This window comes from Coprobacter tertius, assembly GCF_024330105.1.
Classification (GTDB): Bacteria; Bacteroidota; Bacteroidia; order Bacteroidales; family Coprobacteraceae; genus Coprobacter; species Coprobacter tertius.
This window is the reverse complement of the sequence record NZ_JANDHW010000015.1, coordinates 13449-34141: the sequence shown is the minus strand read 5'-3', so window position 1 is coordinate 34141 and position 20693 is coordinate 13449. Positions and strand designations below refer to the sequence as shown.

The window sequence follows — 20693 nt, the reverse complement described above, 5'->3', positions numbered from 1 at the left end:
TAGATATGGCATTGATTATACCGAAACAGTATAAACTGAAATTACTACCCGAAACGACCGAGCAGGCTATAAAAACACTGAAGGTTTGTTTTCAGGATAAATTATCAAAAGCATTGAATCTGCGTCGGGTTACCGCACCGCTTTTCGTTCTTACAGGTACCGGAATTAACGACGATCTGAATGGTATGGAAAGGGCGGTGTCTTTTCCGATAAAATGTATGGGCGATCGCAAAGCCGAGGTTGTACATTCGTTAGCTAAATGGAAACGAATGAAACTCGGTGCATACGGTATTGCTCCCGGTTATGGTTTATATACCGATATGAATGCGATACGTGCCGATGAAGATTTGGATAACCTGCATTCACTTTATGTAGATCAGTGGGATTGGGAACAGACTATTTTGCCTGAAAACCGCACTTTGTCTTATCTCAAAGAGGTAGTAAATAATATTTATGAGCAGATAAAAGCTCTCGAGGAAATGGTATATAACGATTTCCCACATATTACCCCGGTTTTGCCAGAAAAAATTACTTTTGTCCATTCTGAGGAATTATTACAACAATATCCCGACCTTACTCCGAAGGAAAGGGAAGCTGCTGCTGCTAAAAAATATGGAGCTATTTTTATTATCGGCATCGGTAATAAGCTTTCTAACGGGGAACCTCATGATGGTCGCGCTCCCGATTATGACGACTGGATTTCTCATAATTCGGATGGTTATACAGGCCTGAACGGTGATATCATATTGTGGAATCAGGTACTCGAATGTCCGTTCGAGCTTTCTTCTATGGGGATACGGGTCGATAAAGAGTCGCTTTTGAGGCAACTCGATATCTGTGGTTGTCCCCAAAGGAAGAATCTTGAATTTCATAAAGCTCTCCTCGACGGGTCATTACCCCTTTCGATAGGGGGAGGGATCGGTCAGTCTCGGTTGTGTATGTTCCTTTTACAAAAAGCTCATATCGGTGAAGTACAAGCCAGTATTTGGCCTGAAGAACAAATAGCCGAGTGTGCCAAAAACAATATAATTTTATTATAAGAAAATAGGATATGCGATATACGGCAGTCGGGCAAAGGATAAGCAAATAATACTTATTTACCTTATGTTCGACTGCCGTTTTTTTTATGTACATTTGCAACGAAACAAGAAACAAATAACACAGGACTATGTCATCTTTACGTTTTAGAGTTGTAGAAGAGGCTTTTAAAAAAAAGGCGGTAGCTGTAGAACGCCCTGAAGAACGCCCTTCTGATTACTTTGCAAAATATGTTTTCAATCGGGAAAAAATGTTCCGTTATCTTCCCCGTACGGCGTATGATGCGTTAGTAGATGCTATTGATAACGGTAAACCGTTAGATCGGGAAATTGCCGATATGGTGGCCGCGGGAATGAAAAAATGGGCGATTGAAATGGGGGTTACACATTATACGCATTGGTTTCACCCGCTTACCGATGGAACTGCCGAAAAGCATGATGCATTTGTAGAGCAAGATGGAAATGGCGGAGTCGTAGAAGAGTTTTCCGGTAAATTACTGATACAGCAGGAAGGTGATGCTTCGAGTTTTCCTAATGGTGGCATACGGAATACTTTTGAAGCTCGGGGATATTCCGCCTGGGATCCCTCTTCACCTGCATTTATCGTAGGTGATACGTTATGTATACCCACGGTATTTATTTCGTACACCGGAGAAGCTCTCGATTACAAGGCGCCTTTGTTGAAATCGTTGGGGGCTGTTACCGAAGCGGCTCTCGATGTATGTCGTTATTTCGATAAAAACGTAAAGAAAGTCTATTCATATTTGGGTTGGGAACAGGAATATTTTTTAGTAGATGAAGGATTATATGCCGCCCGTCCCGACCTATTGCTTACAGGACGTACGTTGATGGGACATGAAAGTTCTAAAAACCAACAACTGGAAGATCATTATTTCGGTGCGATTCCTACACGGGTTTCAGCTTTTATGCAGGAATTGGAAATAGAAAGTCTTAAGCTGGGTATTCCCGTTAAAACCCGGCATAATGAAGTCGCTCCCAATCAGTTCGAATTAGCGCCTATTTATGAAGAGTGTAATCTTGCCAATGATCATAATCAGGTGATCATGGAATTGATGCGCCGTATTGCCCGTCGTCATGGTTTCAGGGTGTTGCTGCATGAGAAACCGTTTAAAGGAGTGAACGGGTCGGGAAAACATAATAACTGGTCGTTGGGAACGGATACCGGTGTACAATTGTTGTCGCCGGGGAAAACACCGGAAGATAATCTACAGTTCGTGACTTTTCTGGTGAATGTTATTATGGCTGTATATAAACATAACGGTTTACTGAAAGCGAGTATTTCTTCTGCGACTAATGCTCATCGTTTGGGTGCAAATGAGGCTCCTCCCGCGATTATCTCTATCTTTTTAGGTTCTCAGATGTCTCAGGTACTTGATGAACTTGAAAATTGTAGCGATGATACCACCATTTCTTTTCATGGTAAAACCGGTGTAAACCTGAACATTCCTAAAATACCGGAATTATTAATGGACAATACTGATCGAAACCGTACATCACCTTTTGCGTTTACAGGAAACCGGTTCGAATTCAGAGCGGTTGGCTCTTCAGCTAATTGTGCTTCGGCGATGATTGTACTTAATGCGGCTGTCGCACACCAGTTGAAATTATTTAAGATCGAAGTCGATAAACTGATTGAAAGTGGAATACCTAAAGAAAAATCAATCCTTTCGGTACTGAAATCATATATTCGGGAAAGTCGTCCTATCCGTTTCGACGGAAATGGCTACAGTGATGCCTGGAAAGAAGAGGCCTGTCGCCGTGGTCTCGATTGTGAAACCAGTGTCCCGGTAATATTCGATGCTTACCTTCGTCCTTCTTCGATACGGATGTTTTCAGAAACGGGGGTTATGAATGCGGTGGAATTAGCTGCCCGTAACGAGGTAAAATGGGAGACTTATACGAAAAAAGTACAGATAGAGGCCCGTGTAATGGGTGATTTGGTACTTAACCATATTCTTCCGGTAGCTACTCGTTTTCAATCGATGTTGCTTGATACGGTATGTAAAATTAAAAATGTATTTCCTGAAGAAGAGGCCGCTGAGATATCGGCACGAGATATCGATATAATTCGTAAAATTGCATTTCATTCGACGGCTATTCAAGATAAGGTGGCTGCAATGGTAGATGCCCGGAAATTAGCTAATAAGATAGAAAACGAGCGGGAAAAAGCTGTCGCCTATCATGATACGGTTGTTCCCAAACTCGATGAGATACGTTATCATACCGATAAACTCGAGCTTATGATAGATAATCAGATGTGGCCTTTGCCTAAATATAGAGAATTATTATTTGTACGATAAAAGAATAAATTGAGGACAAAAAAATTCCCGAAGATTTTATACTTCGGGAATTTTTTTATTATGGAGTTGTTTTTATTTACTGGCAAAGAATGTATTCTGTTTTTCTACTATATCTTTATAGGTAAGTACGCCGGCTTTAGATAATTCTATTGTCATCGCTTCACCGCTTGCATTATACATGTTTACGTGGTTATCGTCGATGAAAGTCATTAGTTTTACATTTTTTCCGTTGGCAATAGCCGACCACGAACGATCAGTTTTGTCAAATACCAATTCAACTTTTGTATTTGTGTCTTCATTGGTAATGGTATATCCGTTCTTGTGGGTTTGTACCAGGAAATTACCATTTTCTCCTTTGATATGCTGCGTATTATCAGCTACCGGGTTTCCGCCTCCCCAGAATTCGATCGAGTTGAGTACTAACCAGTCTGCAGCTAATGATACTTCATATACGGGCACGATGCAGAAAGCTAAAAATACCAACTCATTCACAAATTTGTTTCCGACGTTATTATTCCAGCTATGTAATTTCGAAGTAAGGGCAAAAGAACCGATACAGGAAGAAAACATAATACTGCCGCTTAATAATACGGCCATAAATAGTGTTAGTTTACTCTTTCTCATAATATTCTATTTAATTTAGATTAAAGAATGTAAGTACAAATATAAGACAAAAATTTACATCTGTGAGAGAAAACTTAATGTTTTATTAAAGTTTTTGGTTAAAAGAAATTTTTTTAGTTTCCATTTCAATAATGATACAGCATTAAAATTATTATTCTCCGATAAACGAATGTTTTTTCAACCAATCTAATAATAATCCGGTCCAAGTATCGTAATAAGCAAAATTTTTATGGCAGCCCCATCCGTGGTTTCCGGTAGGAAAAATATATATGCTCGCCGGAATGTCGTATTTTTTTAGCCCGTTGTAAAATGCAGTGCTATTGTAAGGGGGCACAACTGTATCGTCATCGCTTAATAAAAGCAAAGTGGGAGGAGTCTGTTCCGTAATTTGTTTTTCATTAGAGAAAAACGTAATTGCTTCCGGGTCATCTTTTTCTTTGCCTAATAGGTTTTCGCGACTACCTTGATGAGTATATTTGTTGTCGAGGGTAATAACCGGGTAGAAAAGCAGCATAAAATCGGGGCGTGTGTCTGTTTGAAAATGAGTACCTAAAGTAGATGCCAGATGCCCTCCGGCAGAAAATCCGCTTATTCCTACTTTTTGTGGGTTTATCTCCCATTCTTGTGCGTGTTGTCGGACGATTCTGATTGCTTGTTCGGCATCTGAGAGTGGAATGTTTTTATGTCCGTTAGGAAGACGATATTTAAGGACAATTCCGGTTATGCCGTTTTTGCTGAGGAATTTTGCGAAATCATATCCTTCGTAGTCGATAGCTTCTGCGGCATAACCTCCGCCCGGACATATGATAACAGCCGCTTCGGTATTATTATTCTGTGGACGGAAAATAAATAGTTCGGCTTTTTTACTGTTATAAAGTATTTGGTTTGTTCCTGTTTTTTCCGGTGCGGTAATTCCGTTTTCTTCCGGAGCTCCTTCAGGCCATACCGGTAAACGAAGAGGTTCTTGGGCAAATACGCATAACGATGTAATGAAAAGAATAACGATGATAAGAGGTATTTTTTTCATGGTATATAATTATTAAGATTTGGTTTGTTTTTTATGTTGTTGTATGTCATAGGGGATTTTCGATTTGTAGGATTGATAATTTTCCAGTACATCATGTACGTAGTTTATTGTTTCGCGCCCTCTGAAATACCCCGATTTGCATACTTCGTCATTGAAATATTCGGGATTGCTTTTTAGCAAAATATATTCGGCGACATTGTTTTCCCATTTATCGGGATCTTTTCCGTATTTTTTTGCTAAGGCTATCGCATCCAGTACATGACCTAATCCAGCGTTATATGCTGCCAGCATAAATTTTATACGTTCTTCTTTGGGCTGTATGTTCGAAAATGTTTTATCTAAAGATTTTAATATTTTTACCGCAGTCGCCACACTTTTTTCCGGGTTGTTCATCTGGTCTGTCTGCAATCCGTAGTTGCGGGCGGTACGAGGCATAATTTGCATCAATCCGCGAGCTCCGGCCCAGGAGATAGCCGATGTATCAAATCTCGACTCTTTGAAGGCTTGCGAAGCGATCAGTCTCCAATCCCAATCGATTTGTTCGGCATATTTTTTAAACAAATGGTCATATACGGATATCTGTCCGTTTTTTAGAGACAAAACAGCTGGTGCTGGAGGATTTTTACTTAACTGAAAGTAACGTTTCAATATACTGCGGTATTCGGCTGATTTGATGTTTTCTTTAGCCCATTGGTTTACTGCATTAGCTAAAGATTTCGAATCGGGGCGCACCACCCATGAGGAACGTTGCGGGAAACTTACTTCGAGATTTATATCGATATTATTATAATATGTTTTATTTAATCTGGCGATATTGTTATCAGCCAAGGTATAAGGGATTTGCCGCATGGCAACCATTTCGATGAGATCTTCAGTTACCAGAGTGTCGCGGTCCATAAGATGTATATTTATTCCTCCACCCAGTTCGTCGTTCAGGTTATTAATGCGTTCTTCATATTTTGAGTCTTTTTCGACATATATGTCTTTGCCTACAAGTTCGGTCACGTTACGCAAGGGCTTTATTCCTTGTCCTGTAGGTTGTACCAGTACCTGATGAGTAATTAATTCCCGTCCACAGTGCAGAAGTTCGTTTTTGGTATCTCCGGTAACCGGAATGTTATAAGCGATAATATCCCCTTTGCCATCTTTCAACATTTCTATGAGTTTACTGATATTTTCAGCTACGACGATTTTAACATCGAGACCTTGAGATTTGGCAAATTGTTTTATCAATTCGTATTCGTAACCCATTTCTTCTCCTTTGTAAAGAAAATAAGAGGTTGAACTGTATAAGGTGAGTACGGTTAATTCTTTTTTCTCTTTTATTGCTTCAAAATCATCTTTAGGCGTATTGTTCCCTTTGTTTTTTTGCTTACAACCGGTTATCAGAAACAAGAATATAAGAATGAAGTATATGGTGCGATTTATCATAGTAATCCGGATTAAAAATGAAGAAATCCCGGTTACGGGTTTAGTTTATATGCTATAAAGTTAGTAAGTATATCTATAGCTACCAAATTGTTACCGCCTTGTGGGATAATTAAGTCGGCATATCGTTTAGTTGGTTCGATATGTTGTAGGTGCATCGGTTTAAGAACTTTTTCATATCTTTCGATTACCATTTCTACGGTACGTCCCCGTTCGATAATATCCCGATTGATGACCCGAATCAAACGATCGTCTGCGTCAGCGTCTACAAAAACTTTCATATCCATCATTTTACGTAAAAGCGGATCACAAAGGATAAGAATCCCCTCCACAATGACTACGTCACGTGGTAAAACAGTAATTGTTTCTTCCGAACGAGTGCAGGTAAGATAAGAATATATCGGTTGTTCTATCGCTTTACCTTCTTTCAACTCTTTTAATTGTTTTACTAATAACTCGAATTCTATTGCAGCCGGTTCGTCGAAATTGAGTTTCAGTCTTTCCTCAAGTGGCATATGGCTATTGTCCCGGTAATATGAATCTTGGGGAATGACGGTTACCTCGCCAGCGGGCAGACTTTGAATTATCTTGCGTACGACCGTTGTCTTACCCGAACCTGTTCCTCCTGCAATACCAATTATCAGCATAAATTGAAAGATATAGATAAAATATAATTAATTTTGTAATCCCGAAAACAAGTTTTCATGGAAATGAAAACAGTGTCTTCCATTTCATTTTAATACAAATATAATAATTTTTAATATGATCAGACATATCGTTTTATTTAAACTGAAAAGGATGGAATCTTCCAAGGCTAAAATGGAGATAATGCAGCGTTTTAAATCGGCTTTGGAAGCATTGAAAGATATAATACCTGAATTAAAGAGTATTGAAGTCGGTATAAATGTGAACTCTGCCGAAGATTATGATGTGGCACTGGTAACGGTTTTCGATAATATGCATGATTTGTCGGTTTATGCCAATCATCCGGAACATTTGGCGGCAGCAGCGATTATCAAAGATGTAAAAGAGGGTAGGGCATGTGTCGATTATGAATTTTGACATTTCATATTAAAGAAACGATTCTATATTTTTCGAAATAAAATAAACGGTTTGTTTGGGTAGGCGATGACTTTTTAATAACTTAGCTTCATGATAAATGAAGAAAAAAGTTTAGCTACAATCAAACCTTACAGGATAGGTTTAGCCCTTAGCGGAGGAGGAGCGAGGGGATTTGCTCATGTAGGGGCTTTAAAGGCTCTTGAAGAAATGGGGCTTCGCCCCGATATTATTTCGGGTGTAAGTGCAGGATCGATCATCGGAGTATTGTATGCCGACGGGTATTCACCCGATGAGATTATCGATTTGTTTTCTCGTCTTAATTTCAGTGATCTGGCTGAGATTACAATGCCCCGTGCTGGTTTTTTCAAAATAGATCGTTTTCGTAATTTTTTGAAGAAAGTATTGCGGGCTAATAATTTCGAAGATCTTTCTATCCCGGTTATCGTATCGGCAACCGATCTCGATAAAGGGAAAACTACGACCTTTGCCAAAGGTCCTATTGTGGAAGTGGTATGCGCATCATGTAGTATTCCGATTATTTTCCCTCCGATTAAAATTAATGGGGTACATTATGTCGATGGCGGAGTTTTCAGAAATTTCCCGGTTTCGACGATACGGCAGAGTTGCGATATCGTTATCGGAGTAAATGTAAATCCTTTGGTAGCAAAAGAATACAAACAGACTTTACTGGGGATTGCCGAACGTTCGTATAGTTTTATTTTTAAAAGCAATAGTTTATTCGACGCAAAATTATGCGATGTGTTGATACAAACTGAAGAAATTGCGCATTTTAATATATTCGACATTGTAAAATTACGGGAGATAGCTCGATTCGGTTATGAAGCTGCCCGGAATACGCTGATGTTAAAAGAGTCATCCGATCTTATCGGGAAAGAACTCCTTAAACCTGAAGAAAGTAAGAAACCGTTTTTTTAAAAGATTCAGAAAGAAGGTATGAAGAAAAATAAGATAATCATATACCAGGTATTGCCACGCTTATTTGGAAATATGAATGCGACATGTAAACCTAATGGAACTTTACTGGAAAACGGTGTAGGAAAATTTGTCGATTTTACACCGAAGGTATTGCGTGAAATCAGGTTATTGGGGTGTACGCATATATGGTATACTGGCGTTATCGAGCATGCTACGCAAACCGATTATAGCCGTTATGGTATTACAAAGGATAATAAACATGTTGTAAAAGGGAAAGCCGGGTCTCCGTATGCGATAAAAGATTATTATGATGTAGATCCCGATTTGGCTGTAAATGTTTCAGATCGGATGCGTGAATTTGAAGATTTGGTAGCGAGAACACATGATGCCGGTCTTAAAATGATCATGGATTTTGTTCCTAATCATGTTGCCCGTCAGTATAGATCGGATACGAAACCGGCTGGAATAAAGGACTTGGGAGAAAATGACGATACGACGGTGCATTTTTTACCGAATAATAATTTCTATTATATTCCGCGACAGGAATTTGCAGGGCAATTCTATTTGGGAGAGGGCCCTGACAAGTATACCGAATATCCGGCCAAGGCGACCGGGAATGATTGTTTCGGTGCTTATCCCAATTGTAATGATTGGTACGAAACTGTAAAGCTTAATTATGGTGTGGATTATATGCATGGCCATAAAAAATATTTCGATCCGGTACCCGATACTTGGGAAAAGATGAAAGATATTTTGCTTTACTGGTGTGAAAAAGGAGTGGATGGTTTCCGTTGCGATATGGCTGAGATGGTTCCGGTAGAGTTTTGGGGATGGGTGATTCCTTTGGTTAAAAAAGAATATCCTGCAGTTATATTTATTGCTGAAATTTATAACCCACATGAATATCGGTATTATATTTTCGATGGTAAATTCGATTATTTATATGATAAAGTCGGGCTGTATGATTTATTGCGCAGTATTATCTGTCGACATGCTTCGGCGACACAGATTACTCGCAGTTGGCAATCTCTTGATGGTATAAATTCTCATATGCTTAATTTTCTGGAAAATCATGATGAGCAAAGAATTGCTTCGGGAGAGTTTGCCGGCGATCCATTCAGAGCTGTTTCGGCATTAGTCGTTTCAGCAATGATGAATGTGAATCCCATGATGATATATTTTGGCCAGGAGCTGGGTGAGCCGGGGAAAGACGAAGAAGGTTTTAGCGGATACGACGGGCGTACGACTATTTTTGATTATTGGAGCATTGCTTCTGTACGTAATTGGTATAATAAAGGGAACTGTACGGTATCGAATCTTTCTTCCGGGGAGAAGGAACTTCGTAAAATATATAAGAAAGTGCTTACGCTATGTAATAAAGAAGCTGCTATTCGCGAAGGCTCGTTTTTCGATTTGATGTACGTTAATCTGGATAATGATTGTTTCGATGCGAACCGCCAATATGCTTTTTTAAGAAAATACGGCAATGAGTTACTGGTCATTATCGCTAATTTCGATGATCGTGATGTTTCGGTCGGGATACGTATTCCGGATCATGCTTTCGATGTACTGGAAATCGAGCCACAGTATGGTGAGTGTACCGAATTACTTGGAGGAGCTGTAACAACTTGTTCAATTCATCCCGATCGGATGTTTTACAGTGCTGTGTCGGCTGATAATGCTGTCGTATGGAAGATAAAGCTTATTTCAGGAAAAAGTGAAAAGGAAAAAAATAAGATTAATAGGTTATAATATAAATAGAAATTGTACCTTTGCAGAAAAATTAACCACTATAGAATTTATTCTAAAAACACAATGAGCCAGACCCCTCCTTTTAAGGTTTTCTCGGGAACCAATTCCCGTTATCTTGCTGAGAAAATTTGTAATAGTTTAGGTTGTGAATTAGGGAACATGAACATTCAGCATTTTGCCGATGGTGAATTTGCTGTTTCATTTGAAGAATCGATACGCGGTTGTCAGGTATATCTGGTACAGTCGACTTTTCCCAATTCCGACAATCTCATGGAACTTTTGTTGATGATTGATGCCGCGAAAAGGGCTTCGGCTAAATCGATTATTGCCGTAATTCCTTATTTTGGCTGGGCCCGTCAGGACCGTAAAGACAAACCTCGTGTTTCGATCGCAGCGAAACTTATTGCCGATCTGTTGAGTGTGGCCGGTATCAGTCGTCTAATAACGATGGATTTGCATGCCGATCAGATACAAGGATTTTTTAATGTACCGGTTGATCATTTATATGCATCTTCTGTCTTCGGTCCTTATATCGCTTCGCTGAATCTTGAGAATATGGTAATTGCAACCCCCGACGTCGGAGGTTCTAAAAGGGCTAATTCGTATGCCAAATATTTCGGGGTTCCCCTCGTGCTTTGTCATAAATCGAGAGCTAAGGCTAATGAAGTGGAAAGTATGACTGTAATTGGTGATGTCGAAGGTAAAAATGTGGTGCTGATCGATGATATGGTAGATACGGCTGGAACAATTACCAAAGCAGCCGATTTGATGATGAGTAAAGGAGCCTTATCGGTGCGTGCGATTGCAAGTCATGCCGTTATGTCTGATCCTGCTACCGAACGTATCGAAAAATCTAAAATGACTGAAATGATATTTACCGATAGTATCCCTTATTGTAAAGAGAGCACGAAAGTAAATACGATTAGTATTGCGGAAATGTTTGCCGATACGATACGTCGTGTTTACGAAAACGAGTCGATAAGTTCACAGTATATTATCTAAAGAAATTGTTTTTATACGTCGAAGGTCCTGCCGGTTATATTATGGCAGGACCTTTTTTTTACGATTTTCTGGTTTTTATGGTTTTCGGTAAGTCAAAAAAAAGGAAGATTCGAGATTAATTTCCGGTTGCTTTGCGGCTATTGTAGAATGTTTACTCTATAATGTGGTAGAAAATGACTACCTTTGCGGCCGGATAAAAAAGATTGAAATATGATTACGGTTAATAATTTGGCGATACAGTTTGGTAAAAGAGTTCTATTTCAGGATGTTAATCTGAAATTTACCCCCGGAAACTGTTATGGTATTATCGGGGCGAACGGTGCTGGAAAATCTACTTTCCTGAAAGCGATAAGCGGTGAAATAGATCCTACGCATGGGACCGTTTCTATGGGTACGGGAGAACGTCTTTCTGTTCTCAGCCAGGATCATTTTGCGTTTGATGAGTTTACAGTGATAGATACCGTATTGATGGGACATACGGTATTATGGGATATCATGAAAGAAAAAGATGCCCTATATGCTAAACCGGATTTTAGTGATGCCGATGGGATAAGAGTTTCAGAACTGGAAGAAAAGTTTGCCGAACTGGAAGGATGGAACGCAGAAAGCGATGCTGCCAACTTGTTAAGCGGTTTGGGCATTACGGAAGATTTGCATTATATGCTGATGAAAGACCTGAGCGGTAAACAAAAAGTACGTGTTTTGTTGGCTAAGGCGCTTTTCGGACAACCCGATAATCTATTATTGGATGAGCCTACCAATGATCTCGATCTGGAAACGGTTATGTGGCTCGAGAATTATTTGTCGAATTTCGAGCATACCGTGTTGGTCGTATCTCACGACCGACATTTTCTCGATTCGGTATGTACCCATACAGTAGATATCGATTTCAATCGGGTAGAATTATTTGCCGGGAATTATAGTTTCTGGTATGAATCGAGTCAGTTGGCTTTGCGGCAGCAGCAGAACCAAAATAAGAAAGCCGAGGAGAAGAAAAAAGAATTGATGGAATTTATTCAACGGTTTAGTGCAAATGTGGCGAAATCGAAGCAAACGACCAGTCGTAAAAAAATGCTTGAGAAATTGAATATCGAAGAGATAAAACCTTCTTCACGCCGTTATCCGGGAATTATATTTACCCCCGAAAGAGAACCTGGTAATAAGATTCTTGAAGTGAAAGGCCTGGGAAAATCGGTAGAAGGAACATTGCTGTTTAAAGATGTGAATTTTACTGTCGAAAAAGATGATAAGATTGTTTTTATTTCTCGAGATCCTCGCGCTATGACGGCACTTTTCGATATTATAAATGGCGAAACAAAAGCTGATGATGGATCTTATGAATGGGGGCAAACGATTACGACGGCCTATTTGCCGCTCGATAACTCTTCTTTTTTTAATACCGACCTTAATTTGGTAGATTGGCTGGCTCAGTTTTCAGAAGATACCAGTGAGTTATATCTGAAAGGTTTCTTGGGCAAAATGTTATTTTCTGGAGATGAATTATTGAAAAGTGCTTCGGTATTATCGGGAGGAGAGAAAATGAGGTGTATGATTGCCCGGATGATGATGAAAAATGCCAATACGATGATACTCGATTCACCGACCAACCACCTCGATCTTGAATCGATACAAGCTTTTAATAATACACTTCAGAACTTTAAAGGAAATGTTCTTATGTCGTCGCATGACCATGAATTTATACAGACCGTATGTAATCGTGTAATCGAACTTACCCCGAATGGTATAATAGATAAAATGATGGATTATGATGATTATATTACTGACGAAAAAGTAGCGGCAATGCGTTTACGCTTATATGGTAAATAAATAGTAAATATGCGATAATAAAAAGACCGGAAATTATACTTTTCCGGTCTTTTTATTATCGCATATTTATTTAATTTCAATAAATAAGAGAAACATTGTCTATCCAAAAAGTATTTCCGGGAGCACCTATATATGCCCCTCCATGGCTGGATGTAAATTGCAGGATCATGTGAGTGGGAATATCTCCTTCATCAGCCCAACCGATTTCTGTTATGGGAACATTTTTCCCTTTGCTATTTACGGCATATCGATTTTCATCCTGAATACGCATATATGATTTAAATTTGGGGTGCTTAGAAATGTCCCCGTAAAGAATTTCGTAATGGGCATTGTTTTTCCAGTCCTGATCTTTTGTATAATATATGACCATCGTGCCGACTCTTTTAGCGAAAATATTTCCTTTTTCGTCTTCCCATCTTTTTTGTAATAGCAAAATAACTCCTGGCATATCCATACCTTCTACATCAGTAATTTTACTGAACCCCGTGGCGCGAATACGATGTTTTTCAGGAGCTAATTTTATTTTGTAGTCGAACTCTATCGCTTTCGGACGTTGAGTAAACGGTACACCCGAGTTAAGAACACCTTGTGGATTTTTTGTACTTTTAATCGGTTCGAGTACCGATCCCAGGAATACCGATCCGGCGGCGAGTACGGTAATATCTACTATCCCTAATACTTTAACGGATTCCATTCGGGTCTCGAGTCGTGCGCAATAGCCGTTTCCCCGTTTTTCTGGAAAAACCGAAGTATTGGTTTTGGTTATCCCTGCGACACGGGCCATCACGTTTGAATTTGCCCAGGGTGAACCTCCCCGGTTTTTATAGGCGTCGTTATTGTTGATTGTTTCGGTCGGGCCTATTTCATATAGGTGTTTTGTTTGTCCTCCGATAATTCCCGATTCATGTATGTTACGAGTCACCCATTGGTCCATATTACCAAAAGCAAGAGGAACCTTTTTCTGTGCCGGTAAAGTACATATACAACTTCCCAGCAAAGCATAAGTCAATAAGCTTTTTTTATTGAAATTCATTTTTTTACGATTTATAATTACAGGTTATATCCCCATTTTTCGAGGGCAAACCCCCAATTTTCTTCTACTGTTTTAACCGTGCGTTCATCGTATTTATATTGGTTTTTCTTATATCCTTTCTTTTTCCCGAGGTATTTTTCAATTTCGGCTTTCGACGTTTCAAAACCTTCGAGCTTCAGATGCTGGTAAATATGTTGTGTCATATCGAATGCATCTGCTTCGAAATCTTCAAATTTTACTTCTATGAGGTTATTTTCGGGAATAAGATGTTTTTCTTCTTCAAATTTATAGAATAATTTTTTATATACCTCAATAACATTCTTTTCTATCTGTTCGTTCGATATATCTTGTAGTCGGAGAGGTTGTATGGTATTGGTAAAGAAACTCCGGGTACTTTCGAATACTGTGTACGGATTGCGTTTCAGATATATGAATTTAGCATTCGGGAACATCTCCAGTAGAGTTTTAACTCGTCCCGTATGGGGCGGATTCTTACTCAGGAATTGAGTGCCTTGGGTATTATACAATGATATTTTTATTAGTTTCAGAAACTGTTCTTTAAAAACTTGACGTTCTTTTTCGGAAATAGTTTCGAAAATAAGATATTTATCACAATACTCCATCGTGTGTTTAGGTAAAAACCAGAAATTATAAAAGGAGTAAGGCATCATATTGGTTAATGCAAATTCTTCTTCCTGAGGCAAATCTACTTTTAATTCCATATTATCGGTAGGTCGTTTATCAGGCATCAGAAACGACATGTTTTTTTTGAAAAATCCTTGTCCCCATAACATTAAGTGGGGAAAAACAGTCTGATAGGTCGTATTGTAACCGAAATGTTTATCACAGGAAAAGACGTTGTGCACAAATGTCGTCCCGCTACGCCAGTGACCGAGTATGAACATCGGGTCTGTTTCGAGTTCTTTATCGGCCAACAGTTTATTATATCGGTGTTCTTCTATTCCGTTGAGTGAGCTTAGTAATCGGCATACCGATTTGGTAAGAATGTATTTTTTACGGAAATTCTTATCGATTACTTTTCCATCGGTAATTGCCTTGAATGTTTTCCAATCGGCTCCCACTAATGTATTGATGGGAAGTTTATCAAATTCGATGAGCCCCATAATTTATTTTTTTTCGGTGATACATTTTACAGGTATTCCTTGTTTCTTTAATTCGGTACAAATTTGGGTAATTGCTTCGTAATGTGTTGGATCGATACCTAAAGACGGAAGATCCAGTATGGCGAAAGACTCGTCTTGAACCATATCTTTAGCATCTATCCTGTCGATGATCATCCCTACCGCACTCGTGTTGTTAGTTATCGGGTCGATGAGAATAAAGGCTCCTGTGTTTTTATTTTTGGTATAGGGGTCGAAGAATAATTCTTTACCTGTTGTGAATACGACACGCCCTATTTCGTTTAATATAAGTTTCTCACAGGAGGAACGTTCCATCGTGTTTACATTTACTTTATATTTTATGCTGTCGATGCGTGCTCGAGTTGTGTTGGTGGTATGTTTTATAAAAAATTGTTTGTTCGTATTCATTTCCTCTTCATCCATCCATACCAGCATAGCTTCGAAGTTCCGGTCGGTTATGGGTAGATTATCGGGACGCACGAGCATTTCTCCCCGGGAGATGTCTATTTCGTCTTCGAGTGTAAGCGTTACGCATTGCGGCGGGAAGGCATATTCGAGTTCCCCCTCGTATGTGACGATGCTTTTTATTTTCGACTTTTTCCCGGAAGGCAAAGCCATTATTTCATCACCTTTATGTATGATTCCTGAAGATATTTTTCCGCAAAAACCCCTGAAATCGAGATTTGGACGTAAAACATATTGTACAGGATATCTGAAATCGGAATAATTACGGTCCCGGTCGATGGGCACGGTTTCGAGGAATTCGAGTAACGAGGGCCCTTTATACCAGGGTGTACGAGGAGATTTTTCGACTACATTGTCCCCATTGAGAGCCGAAAGCGGAATACAATTGACATCCTCGATACCCAATGGTGTAATAAATCGCGTATAATCGTTAACGATTTCATTAAAACGGGTTTCATCGAAGTCGATGAGGTCCATTTTATTAACTGCCAATACGACATGTTTTATTCCCAATAGAGATACCAGGTAGGTATGTCGACGTGTTTGTGTAATTACCCCGGTACGAGCATCTACCAAAATGATGGCCAGATTAGCGGTAGAACCTCCGGTAATCATATTCCGGGTATATTGTTCGTGTCCCGGAGTATCGGCAATAATAAATTTTCGGTTATTGGTCGAGAAGTAACGGTATGCGACATCTATGGTAATACCTTGTTCGCGTTCGGCTTTCAAACCGTCGAGTAGTAAAGCATAGTCGATGTGTTCACCGGCATTACCCATACGTTTGCTGTCACGTTCGAGGGCATCCAATTGGTCTTCGTATATTTTTTTACTGTCGAATAATAATCTTCCGATTAAGGTCGATTTTCCGTCATCTACCGAGCCGGCCGTTAAAAACCGAAGCAGGTCTTTTTGTTCATCCCGATCGAGAAATTCTTTTATATTTAATTTTTCTGCCATGATTTCATCTTTTTAAAAATAACCTTCACGTTTTTTTTGTTCCATACTGGCTTCCTGATCGAAGTCGATCACACGAGTAGTACGTTCCGATTTGGTTGTCGTCATCATTTCTTCTACGATTTTTTCAATAGTATCGGCTTCGCTTTCAACAGCACCTGTAAGAGGATAGCAACCTAATGTACGGAATCTTACCATCATGGGTTTGGCTTGTTTGCGAAGTTCTTCGGGCATGCGGTCGTCATCAACCATAATAAGGTTTCCGTCGATATTTACGATAGGGCGTTCTTTTGCGAAATATAAGGGGACGATAGGGATATTTTCGAGTCGGATATATTGCCAAATATCCAATTCGGTCCAGTTAGAGAGGGGAAAAACGCGAATACTTTCCCCTTTGTGAACCCGAGCATTGTAAATATCCCATAATTCGGGGCGTTGATTTTTGGGATCCCATTGATGAAATTTGTCCCGGAAAGAGAAAATGCGCTCTTTGGCACGACTTTTCTCCTCGTCTCTACGGGCGCCTCCGAAAGCGGCGTCGAATTTATATTTGTCGAGTGCGTTTAATAACGCTTGGGTTTTCATCAGATCGGTATGTACCTTACTGCCGTGAGTAAATGGTCCCACTCCGGCACGGTATGCTTCCATATTGGATTCTACAATTAAATTCCAACCGTATTTTTTTGCATAGTCGTCACGGAATTTAATCATTTCTTTAAATTTCCATTTACTATCGATGTGCATCAATGGAAAAGGTACTTTCCCGGGTGCGAAAGCTTTTTCTGCCAACCGTACCATTACCGAGGAATCTTTTCCGATAGAGTATAGCATAACCGGGTTTTCGAATTCGGCAGCGACTTCCCTGATAATATGTATCGATTCGGCCTCTAATTCCTGTAAATGGCTTAATTTATATTTTTCAGACATAATATTTTATTTTTGATCTTTCGGTTAGTTATTGGTTGTTTCCGGTTTTACTTTCGGAAGTATGAGTTCGAGCAGTTTCTTTACCGAATCTCCGATTTCGAGTTTTGAAGTATCCAGACGTAAATCGGGATGTTCTGGCTGTTCGAAAGGTGCCGAAATACCCGTAAATTCTTTTATCTCACCCCGACGGGCTTTTGCATAAAGACCTTTTACATCACGTTCTTCACATACCTCGAGAGGAGTATCTATAAATACTTCTATAAAATCGTCTTTACCTATGATATCCGATGCGAGTTTGCGCATTTCGTTACTGGGGCTTATAAATGCGGCTATGGTGATAATGCCGCTATCAACAAAAAGTTTGCTTACTTCTGCGATGCGACGAATATTTTCGATGCGGTCTTCGGGTGAGAACCCCAAATTATTATTGATTCCCGATCGGATATTATCTCCGTCTAATATGCGGCATAGTAATCCTCTGCGGTGCAACTCTCTTTCGAGAGCAATTGCGAGTGTACTTTTCCCGGATCCAGAAAGTCCTGTAAACCAGATCATAACACTGTGTTGTTTCAATAATTGCTCTTTATCTGAGCGTTGCAACATTTTGTCGAATATGGGATAAATATTATTTTTCATAATCAATATTAAAACTTCCAGAATAAGGGTATAAGTATAACCGATAATAAAAAGGTTATAATGTTCAATGGCAAACCGAACCGGATAAAATCGGTAAATTTATAATTTCCGATACCTTGTACAATAAGATTTGTCTGATAACCGATGGGAGTTGAGAAACTTGCCGATGCTGCTATACAGATAACGACGAAGAAAGGCGTCGGCGATACTCCCAGTTGGGTCGACAGTGACAATGCTATCGGAAAGGCAAGTGCTGCTGCAGCATTATTGGTGATGATTTCGGTAAATAAATTCGTAATGATAAATAATAAAGCCAGTAACATATGGGGTCCCAGATTATCGGCTAAACCGATGATATAGGAAGCAATCATATCGGCAAACCCGGAATTTTCCATAGCCTTGCTGATAGCGAAAGCGCAGGCAATCGTTATAAGGATGTCCCAGGATATGTATTTAGTATATTTTTTAGGAGGAAATAATTTTGCCCACGCCATGATAACGGTCGTTATCGATACGAAAAAGAACATGTCGAGTTTCAGGTTAGGGAACATTTCCTTTACTCGGGGCAGTTCGCCGACGGTAGCACCGGTAATCATAAAAATAAGTAAAAGCATGGCGAACCAACGTCTTTTTTTATTACCCTTCTGATGTATATCGATGTCTTTTCCGTTGGCTAACATTAAAAAGACCGAAGATTCTCCCCATGTAGGAATAAAATCATCGTCGGCTATCAGTACGAGAGTATCTCCGTCACGAAACGGGATATTTTCAAGGTCTTGGGTAAAGCTCTCTCCGTTCCGTTTTATTTCTTTTACCTCGGCGCCGTAATGACGCATAAAATCAAAGGTTTTAAGTGACTTGTTTATACCGGGAAAACGCGGGCCGATGACTGCTTCGATACGATGTAGTTCATGGTGGTTTTCTTCTTCAGAATCTTCAGAAACAGGATCTTTCCGTCGATTGGGCAAAAGTTTATTCGAAAAACAGAAAATATAGATAATACCGGCCAAGGCAATAAATATCCCTACTTTTCCCAATTCGAACATGCTGAACCCTTGACGGCCGGTCTCGAGAATCATTCCGTGAACGACGAGGTTTGTCGATGTCCCGATCAATGTACATACCCCTCCTAATATCGTTGCATACGAAAGCGGGATAAGAAATTTCGTAGCCGGTAGGTTTTGTTTTGCAGCCCAGTGTTTTATGATCGGCGCAAAAATAACGACTACGGGAGTATTGTTTAAAAAAGCCGAAATTGCCGCTATACAAGGCAGCATACGCAACTGACTTTTAAATATGGTTGTTTTCTTATCGGGAAGTAACTTTTTTATCAACTGGCTAATCGCTCCGGTTTGCCTTATACCTTCGCTGATAAGGAAAAGCAGAGCTACGGTAATCATTCCTTTATTGCTGAATCCTTCCAAAACTTCTTTGGGTGAAAGTATTCCCACAAGCATAAATAAAATTACAACCGAGAACAGGATCATTCCCGGACGCATTTTATCCATAACCAAGGCCGCTATCATCCCGGTAAGGACCAAAAGAGTAAAAAATATTTCAAAAGTCATTCTTCCTGATTTTCAGGTTGTTTATCTTTTACAATAAACCAAGGGTTTAGTAAATTTTCTTTGTTGTATTGCAGAGGTATTTCCTCTTCGTATTGATATATTTCTTTCCCCGATCCGATGGCAATGGCGTGTCCGGCAGCGGTATCCCATTCCATTGTCGGAGCAAAACGGGGATATAGGTCGGCTACGCCGTCGGCAACGAGACAAATTTTTATAGAACTTCCACTCGATATCGTTTCAACGGATTTTCCCTGAGTTTTTAATTTATTTATATAGTTTTCTGTTTCGGGACTAAGATGCGAACGAGAGGCAACTATTATGACTTTATCGGGATGGGGATTTTCCGAAGGCATTTTTTTTGCCTCTTTTATTATTTTTTTCCATTCGAGATCGTTATGGTATTCTATCGGTCCGGTTTTATATGCTCCTATATTAATATCAGAAAAATAAAGCATTTTTTGAATGGGAACATAAATGACTCCTAAAATGGGTACCTCATTATGTACAAGGGCTATATTTACCGTAAATTCTCCATTACGCTTAATAAATTCTTTAGTCCCGTCTAACGGATCTACAATCCAAAGAGTATCCCATTTTTTACGTTCTTCGAAAGGTAAATGTTTGCCCTCTTCACTTAATATAGGGAACGAAGTTTTCTCGAGATACGACATTATTATGTTATGAGCACTCCGGTCGGCTATGGTCAACGGAGAATTATCGGCCTTGCGTTCAATCTCGAAATCAGATGAAGGGTCATTGTAAATTTCAGATATTTTGCGGCCTGCATGAAGTGCAGCAGTAATAGCTATATTCAGATAATTCTCTTTCATTATAGGTTTTAATTTTCAAACTGCAAACTTAATTATAAATTGGGTATTTCGGGCTTTTTTCAAATAGAAAAATAGGGCTGATATTCTAAATATGGCGTGAAAATAAAGATTTTATATCT

The 20693-nt window shown here is 39.4% G+C and carries 18 protein-coding genes; 7 read left to right on the top strand and 11 right to left on the bottom strand.

Annotated elements, in window-relative coordinates; genetic code table 11:
* Positions 1 to 5: 5 nt before the first annotated feature.
* Complete coding sequence (gene asnA, locus NMU02_RS12225) at positions 6 to 1040, top strand: aspartate--ammonia ligase (protein WP_255028220.1); 1035 nt, start codon at positions 6 to 8, stop codon at positions 1038 to 1040.
* Between the two features lie 128 nt (positions 1041 to 1168).
* Entirely contained in the window at positions 1169 to 3358 is a 2190-nt protein-coding gene (locus NMU02_RS12220) for a glutamine synthetase III family protein (RefSeq protein WP_255028218.1), read from the top strand.
* Positions 3359 to 3430: 72 nt separating this feature from the next.
* Here NMU02_RS12220 and NMU02_RS12215 read toward each other — a convergent pair whose 3' ends face one another.
* The 4 genes from NMU02_RS12215 to udk all read right to left on the bottom strand — a co-directional run bounded on the left by NMU02_RS12215 (position 3431) and on the right by udk (position 7084).
* Positions 3431 to 3982 (bottom strand): DUF3332 domain-containing protein, encoded by a 552-nt coding sequence (locus tag NMU02_RS12215; RefSeq protein WP_255028217.1) that lies wholly within the window; start codon positions 3980 to 3982, stop codon positions 3431 to 3433.
* A gap of 151 nt (positions 3983 to 4133) precedes the next feature.
* Positions 4134 to 5009 carry an alpha/beta hydrolase gene (locus tag NMU02_RS12210; RefSeq protein WP_255028216.1) on the bottom strand — a complete coding sequence of 292 codons (876 nt, stop codon included), beginning with the start codon at positions 5007 to 5009 and terminating at the stop codon, positions 4134 to 4136.
* 12 nt (positions 5010 to 5021) lie between these two features.
* Entirely contained in the window at positions 5022 to 6440 is a 1419-nt protein-coding gene (locus NMU02_RS12205; protein ID WP_255028215.1) for an MltF family protein, read from the bottom strand.
* Positions 6441 to 6472: 32 nt separating this feature from the next.
* Complete coding sequence (gene udk / locus NMU02_RS12200; RefSeq protein ID WP_255028214.1) at positions 6473 to 7084, bottom strand: uridine kinase; 612 nt, start codon at positions 7082 to 7084, stop codon at positions 6473 to 6475.
* A 115-nt stretch (positions 7085 to 7199) separates the two neighbouring features.
* Between udk and NMU02_RS12195 the strand changes: the two genes are divergently transcribed.
* The 5 genes from NMU02_RS12195 to NMU02_RS12175 all read left to right on the top strand — a co-directional run bounded on the left by NMU02_RS12195 (position 7200) and on the right by NMU02_RS12175 (position 13016).
* A complete protein-coding gene (locus tag NMU02_RS12195) occupies positions 7200 to 7499 on the top strand; it encodes a Dabb family protein (RefSeq protein WP_255028213.1) in 300 nt (99 codons plus the stop codon).
* A 90-nt stretch (positions 7500 to 7589) separates the two neighbouring features.
* Complete coding sequence (locus NMU02_RS12190) at positions 7590 to 8435, top strand: patatin-like phospholipase family protein (protein ID WP_255028212.1); 846 nt, start codon at positions 7590 to 7592, stop codon at positions 8433 to 8435.
* Between the two features lie 18 nt (positions 8436 to 8453).
* Complete coding sequence (locus NMU02_RS12185) at positions 8454 to 10187, top strand: alpha-amylase family glycosyl hydrolase (RefSeq protein ID WP_255028211.1); 1734 nt, start codon at positions 8454 to 8456, stop codon at positions 10185 to 10187.
* A gap of 63 nt (positions 10188 to 10250) precedes the next feature.
* Positions 10251 to 11189, top strand: coding sequence for a ribose-phosphate pyrophosphokinase (locus NMU02_RS12180; RefSeq protein ID WP_255028210.1), 939 nt, complete (start codon positions 10251 to 10253; stop codon positions 11187 to 11189).
* Positions 11190 to 11399: 210 nt separating this feature from the next.
* Positions 11400 to 13016 carry an ABC-F family ATP-binding cassette domain-containing protein gene (locus NMU02_RS12175; protein WP_255028209.1) on the top strand — a complete coding sequence of 539 codons (1617 nt, stop codon included), beginning with the start codon at positions 11400 to 11402 and terminating at the stop codon, positions 13014 to 13016.
* 76 nt (positions 13017 to 13092) lie between these two features.
* Here NMU02_RS12175 and NMU02_RS12170 read toward each other — a convergent pair whose 3' ends face one another.
* From NMU02_RS12170 to cysQ, 7 genes are read right to left on the bottom strand one after another with little or no spacing between them, the layout of a single operon-like run.
* Positions 13093 to 14049 carry a PCMD domain-containing protein gene (locus NMU02_RS12170; RefSeq protein ID WP_255028208.1) on the bottom strand — a complete coding sequence of 319 codons (957 nt, stop codon included), beginning with the start codon at positions 14047 to 14049 and terminating at the stop codon, positions 13093 to 13095.
* Between the two features lie 17 nt (positions 14050 to 14066).
* Positions 14067 to 15173 carry a cholesterol-responsive sulfotransferase gene (locus NMU02_RS12165; protein WP_255028207.1) on the bottom strand — a complete coding sequence of 369 codons (1107 nt, stop codon included), beginning with the start codon at positions 15171 to 15173 and terminating at the stop codon, positions 14067 to 14069.
* Between the two features lie 3 nt (positions 15174 to 15176).
* Positions 15177 to 16616, bottom strand: a complete 1440-nt coding sequence (gene cysN, locus NMU02_RS12160) for a sulfate adenylyltransferase subunit CysN (RefSeq protein ID WP_255028206.1) — start codon at positions 16614 to 16616, stop codon at positions 15177 to 15179.
* A gap of 12 nt (positions 16617 to 16628) precedes the next feature.
* A complete protein-coding gene (cysD, locus tag NMU02_RS12155) occupies positions 16629 to 17540 on the bottom strand; it encodes a sulfate adenylyltransferase subunit CysD (RefSeq protein ID WP_255028205.1) in 912 nt (303 codons plus the stop codon).
* A gap of 24 nt (positions 17541 to 17564) precedes the next feature.
* Entirely contained in the window at positions 17565 to 18176 is a 612-nt protein-coding gene (cysC, locus tag NMU02_RS12150) for an adenylyl-sulfate kinase (protein ID WP_435522043.1), read from the bottom strand.
* A gap of 8 nt (positions 18177 to 18184) precedes the next feature.
* Positions 18185 to 19744: an SLC13 family permease gene (locus NMU02_RS12145; RefSeq protein ID WP_255028203.1), complete on the bottom strand. Its 1560-nt coding sequence runs from the start codon at positions 19742 to 19744 to the stop codon at positions 18185 to 18187.
* Positions 19741 to 20574 carry a 3'(2'),5'-bisphosphate nucleotidase CysQ gene (gene cysQ, locus NMU02_RS12140; RefSeq protein WP_255028202.1) on the bottom strand — a complete coding sequence of 278 codons (834 nt, stop codon included), beginning with the start codon at positions 20572 to 20574 and terminating at the stop codon, positions 19741 to 19743. The genes NMU02_RS12145 and cysQ overlap by 4 nt, the downstream gene beginning before the upstream one ends.
* Between the last annotated feature and the right edge of the window lie 119 nt (positions 20575 to 20693).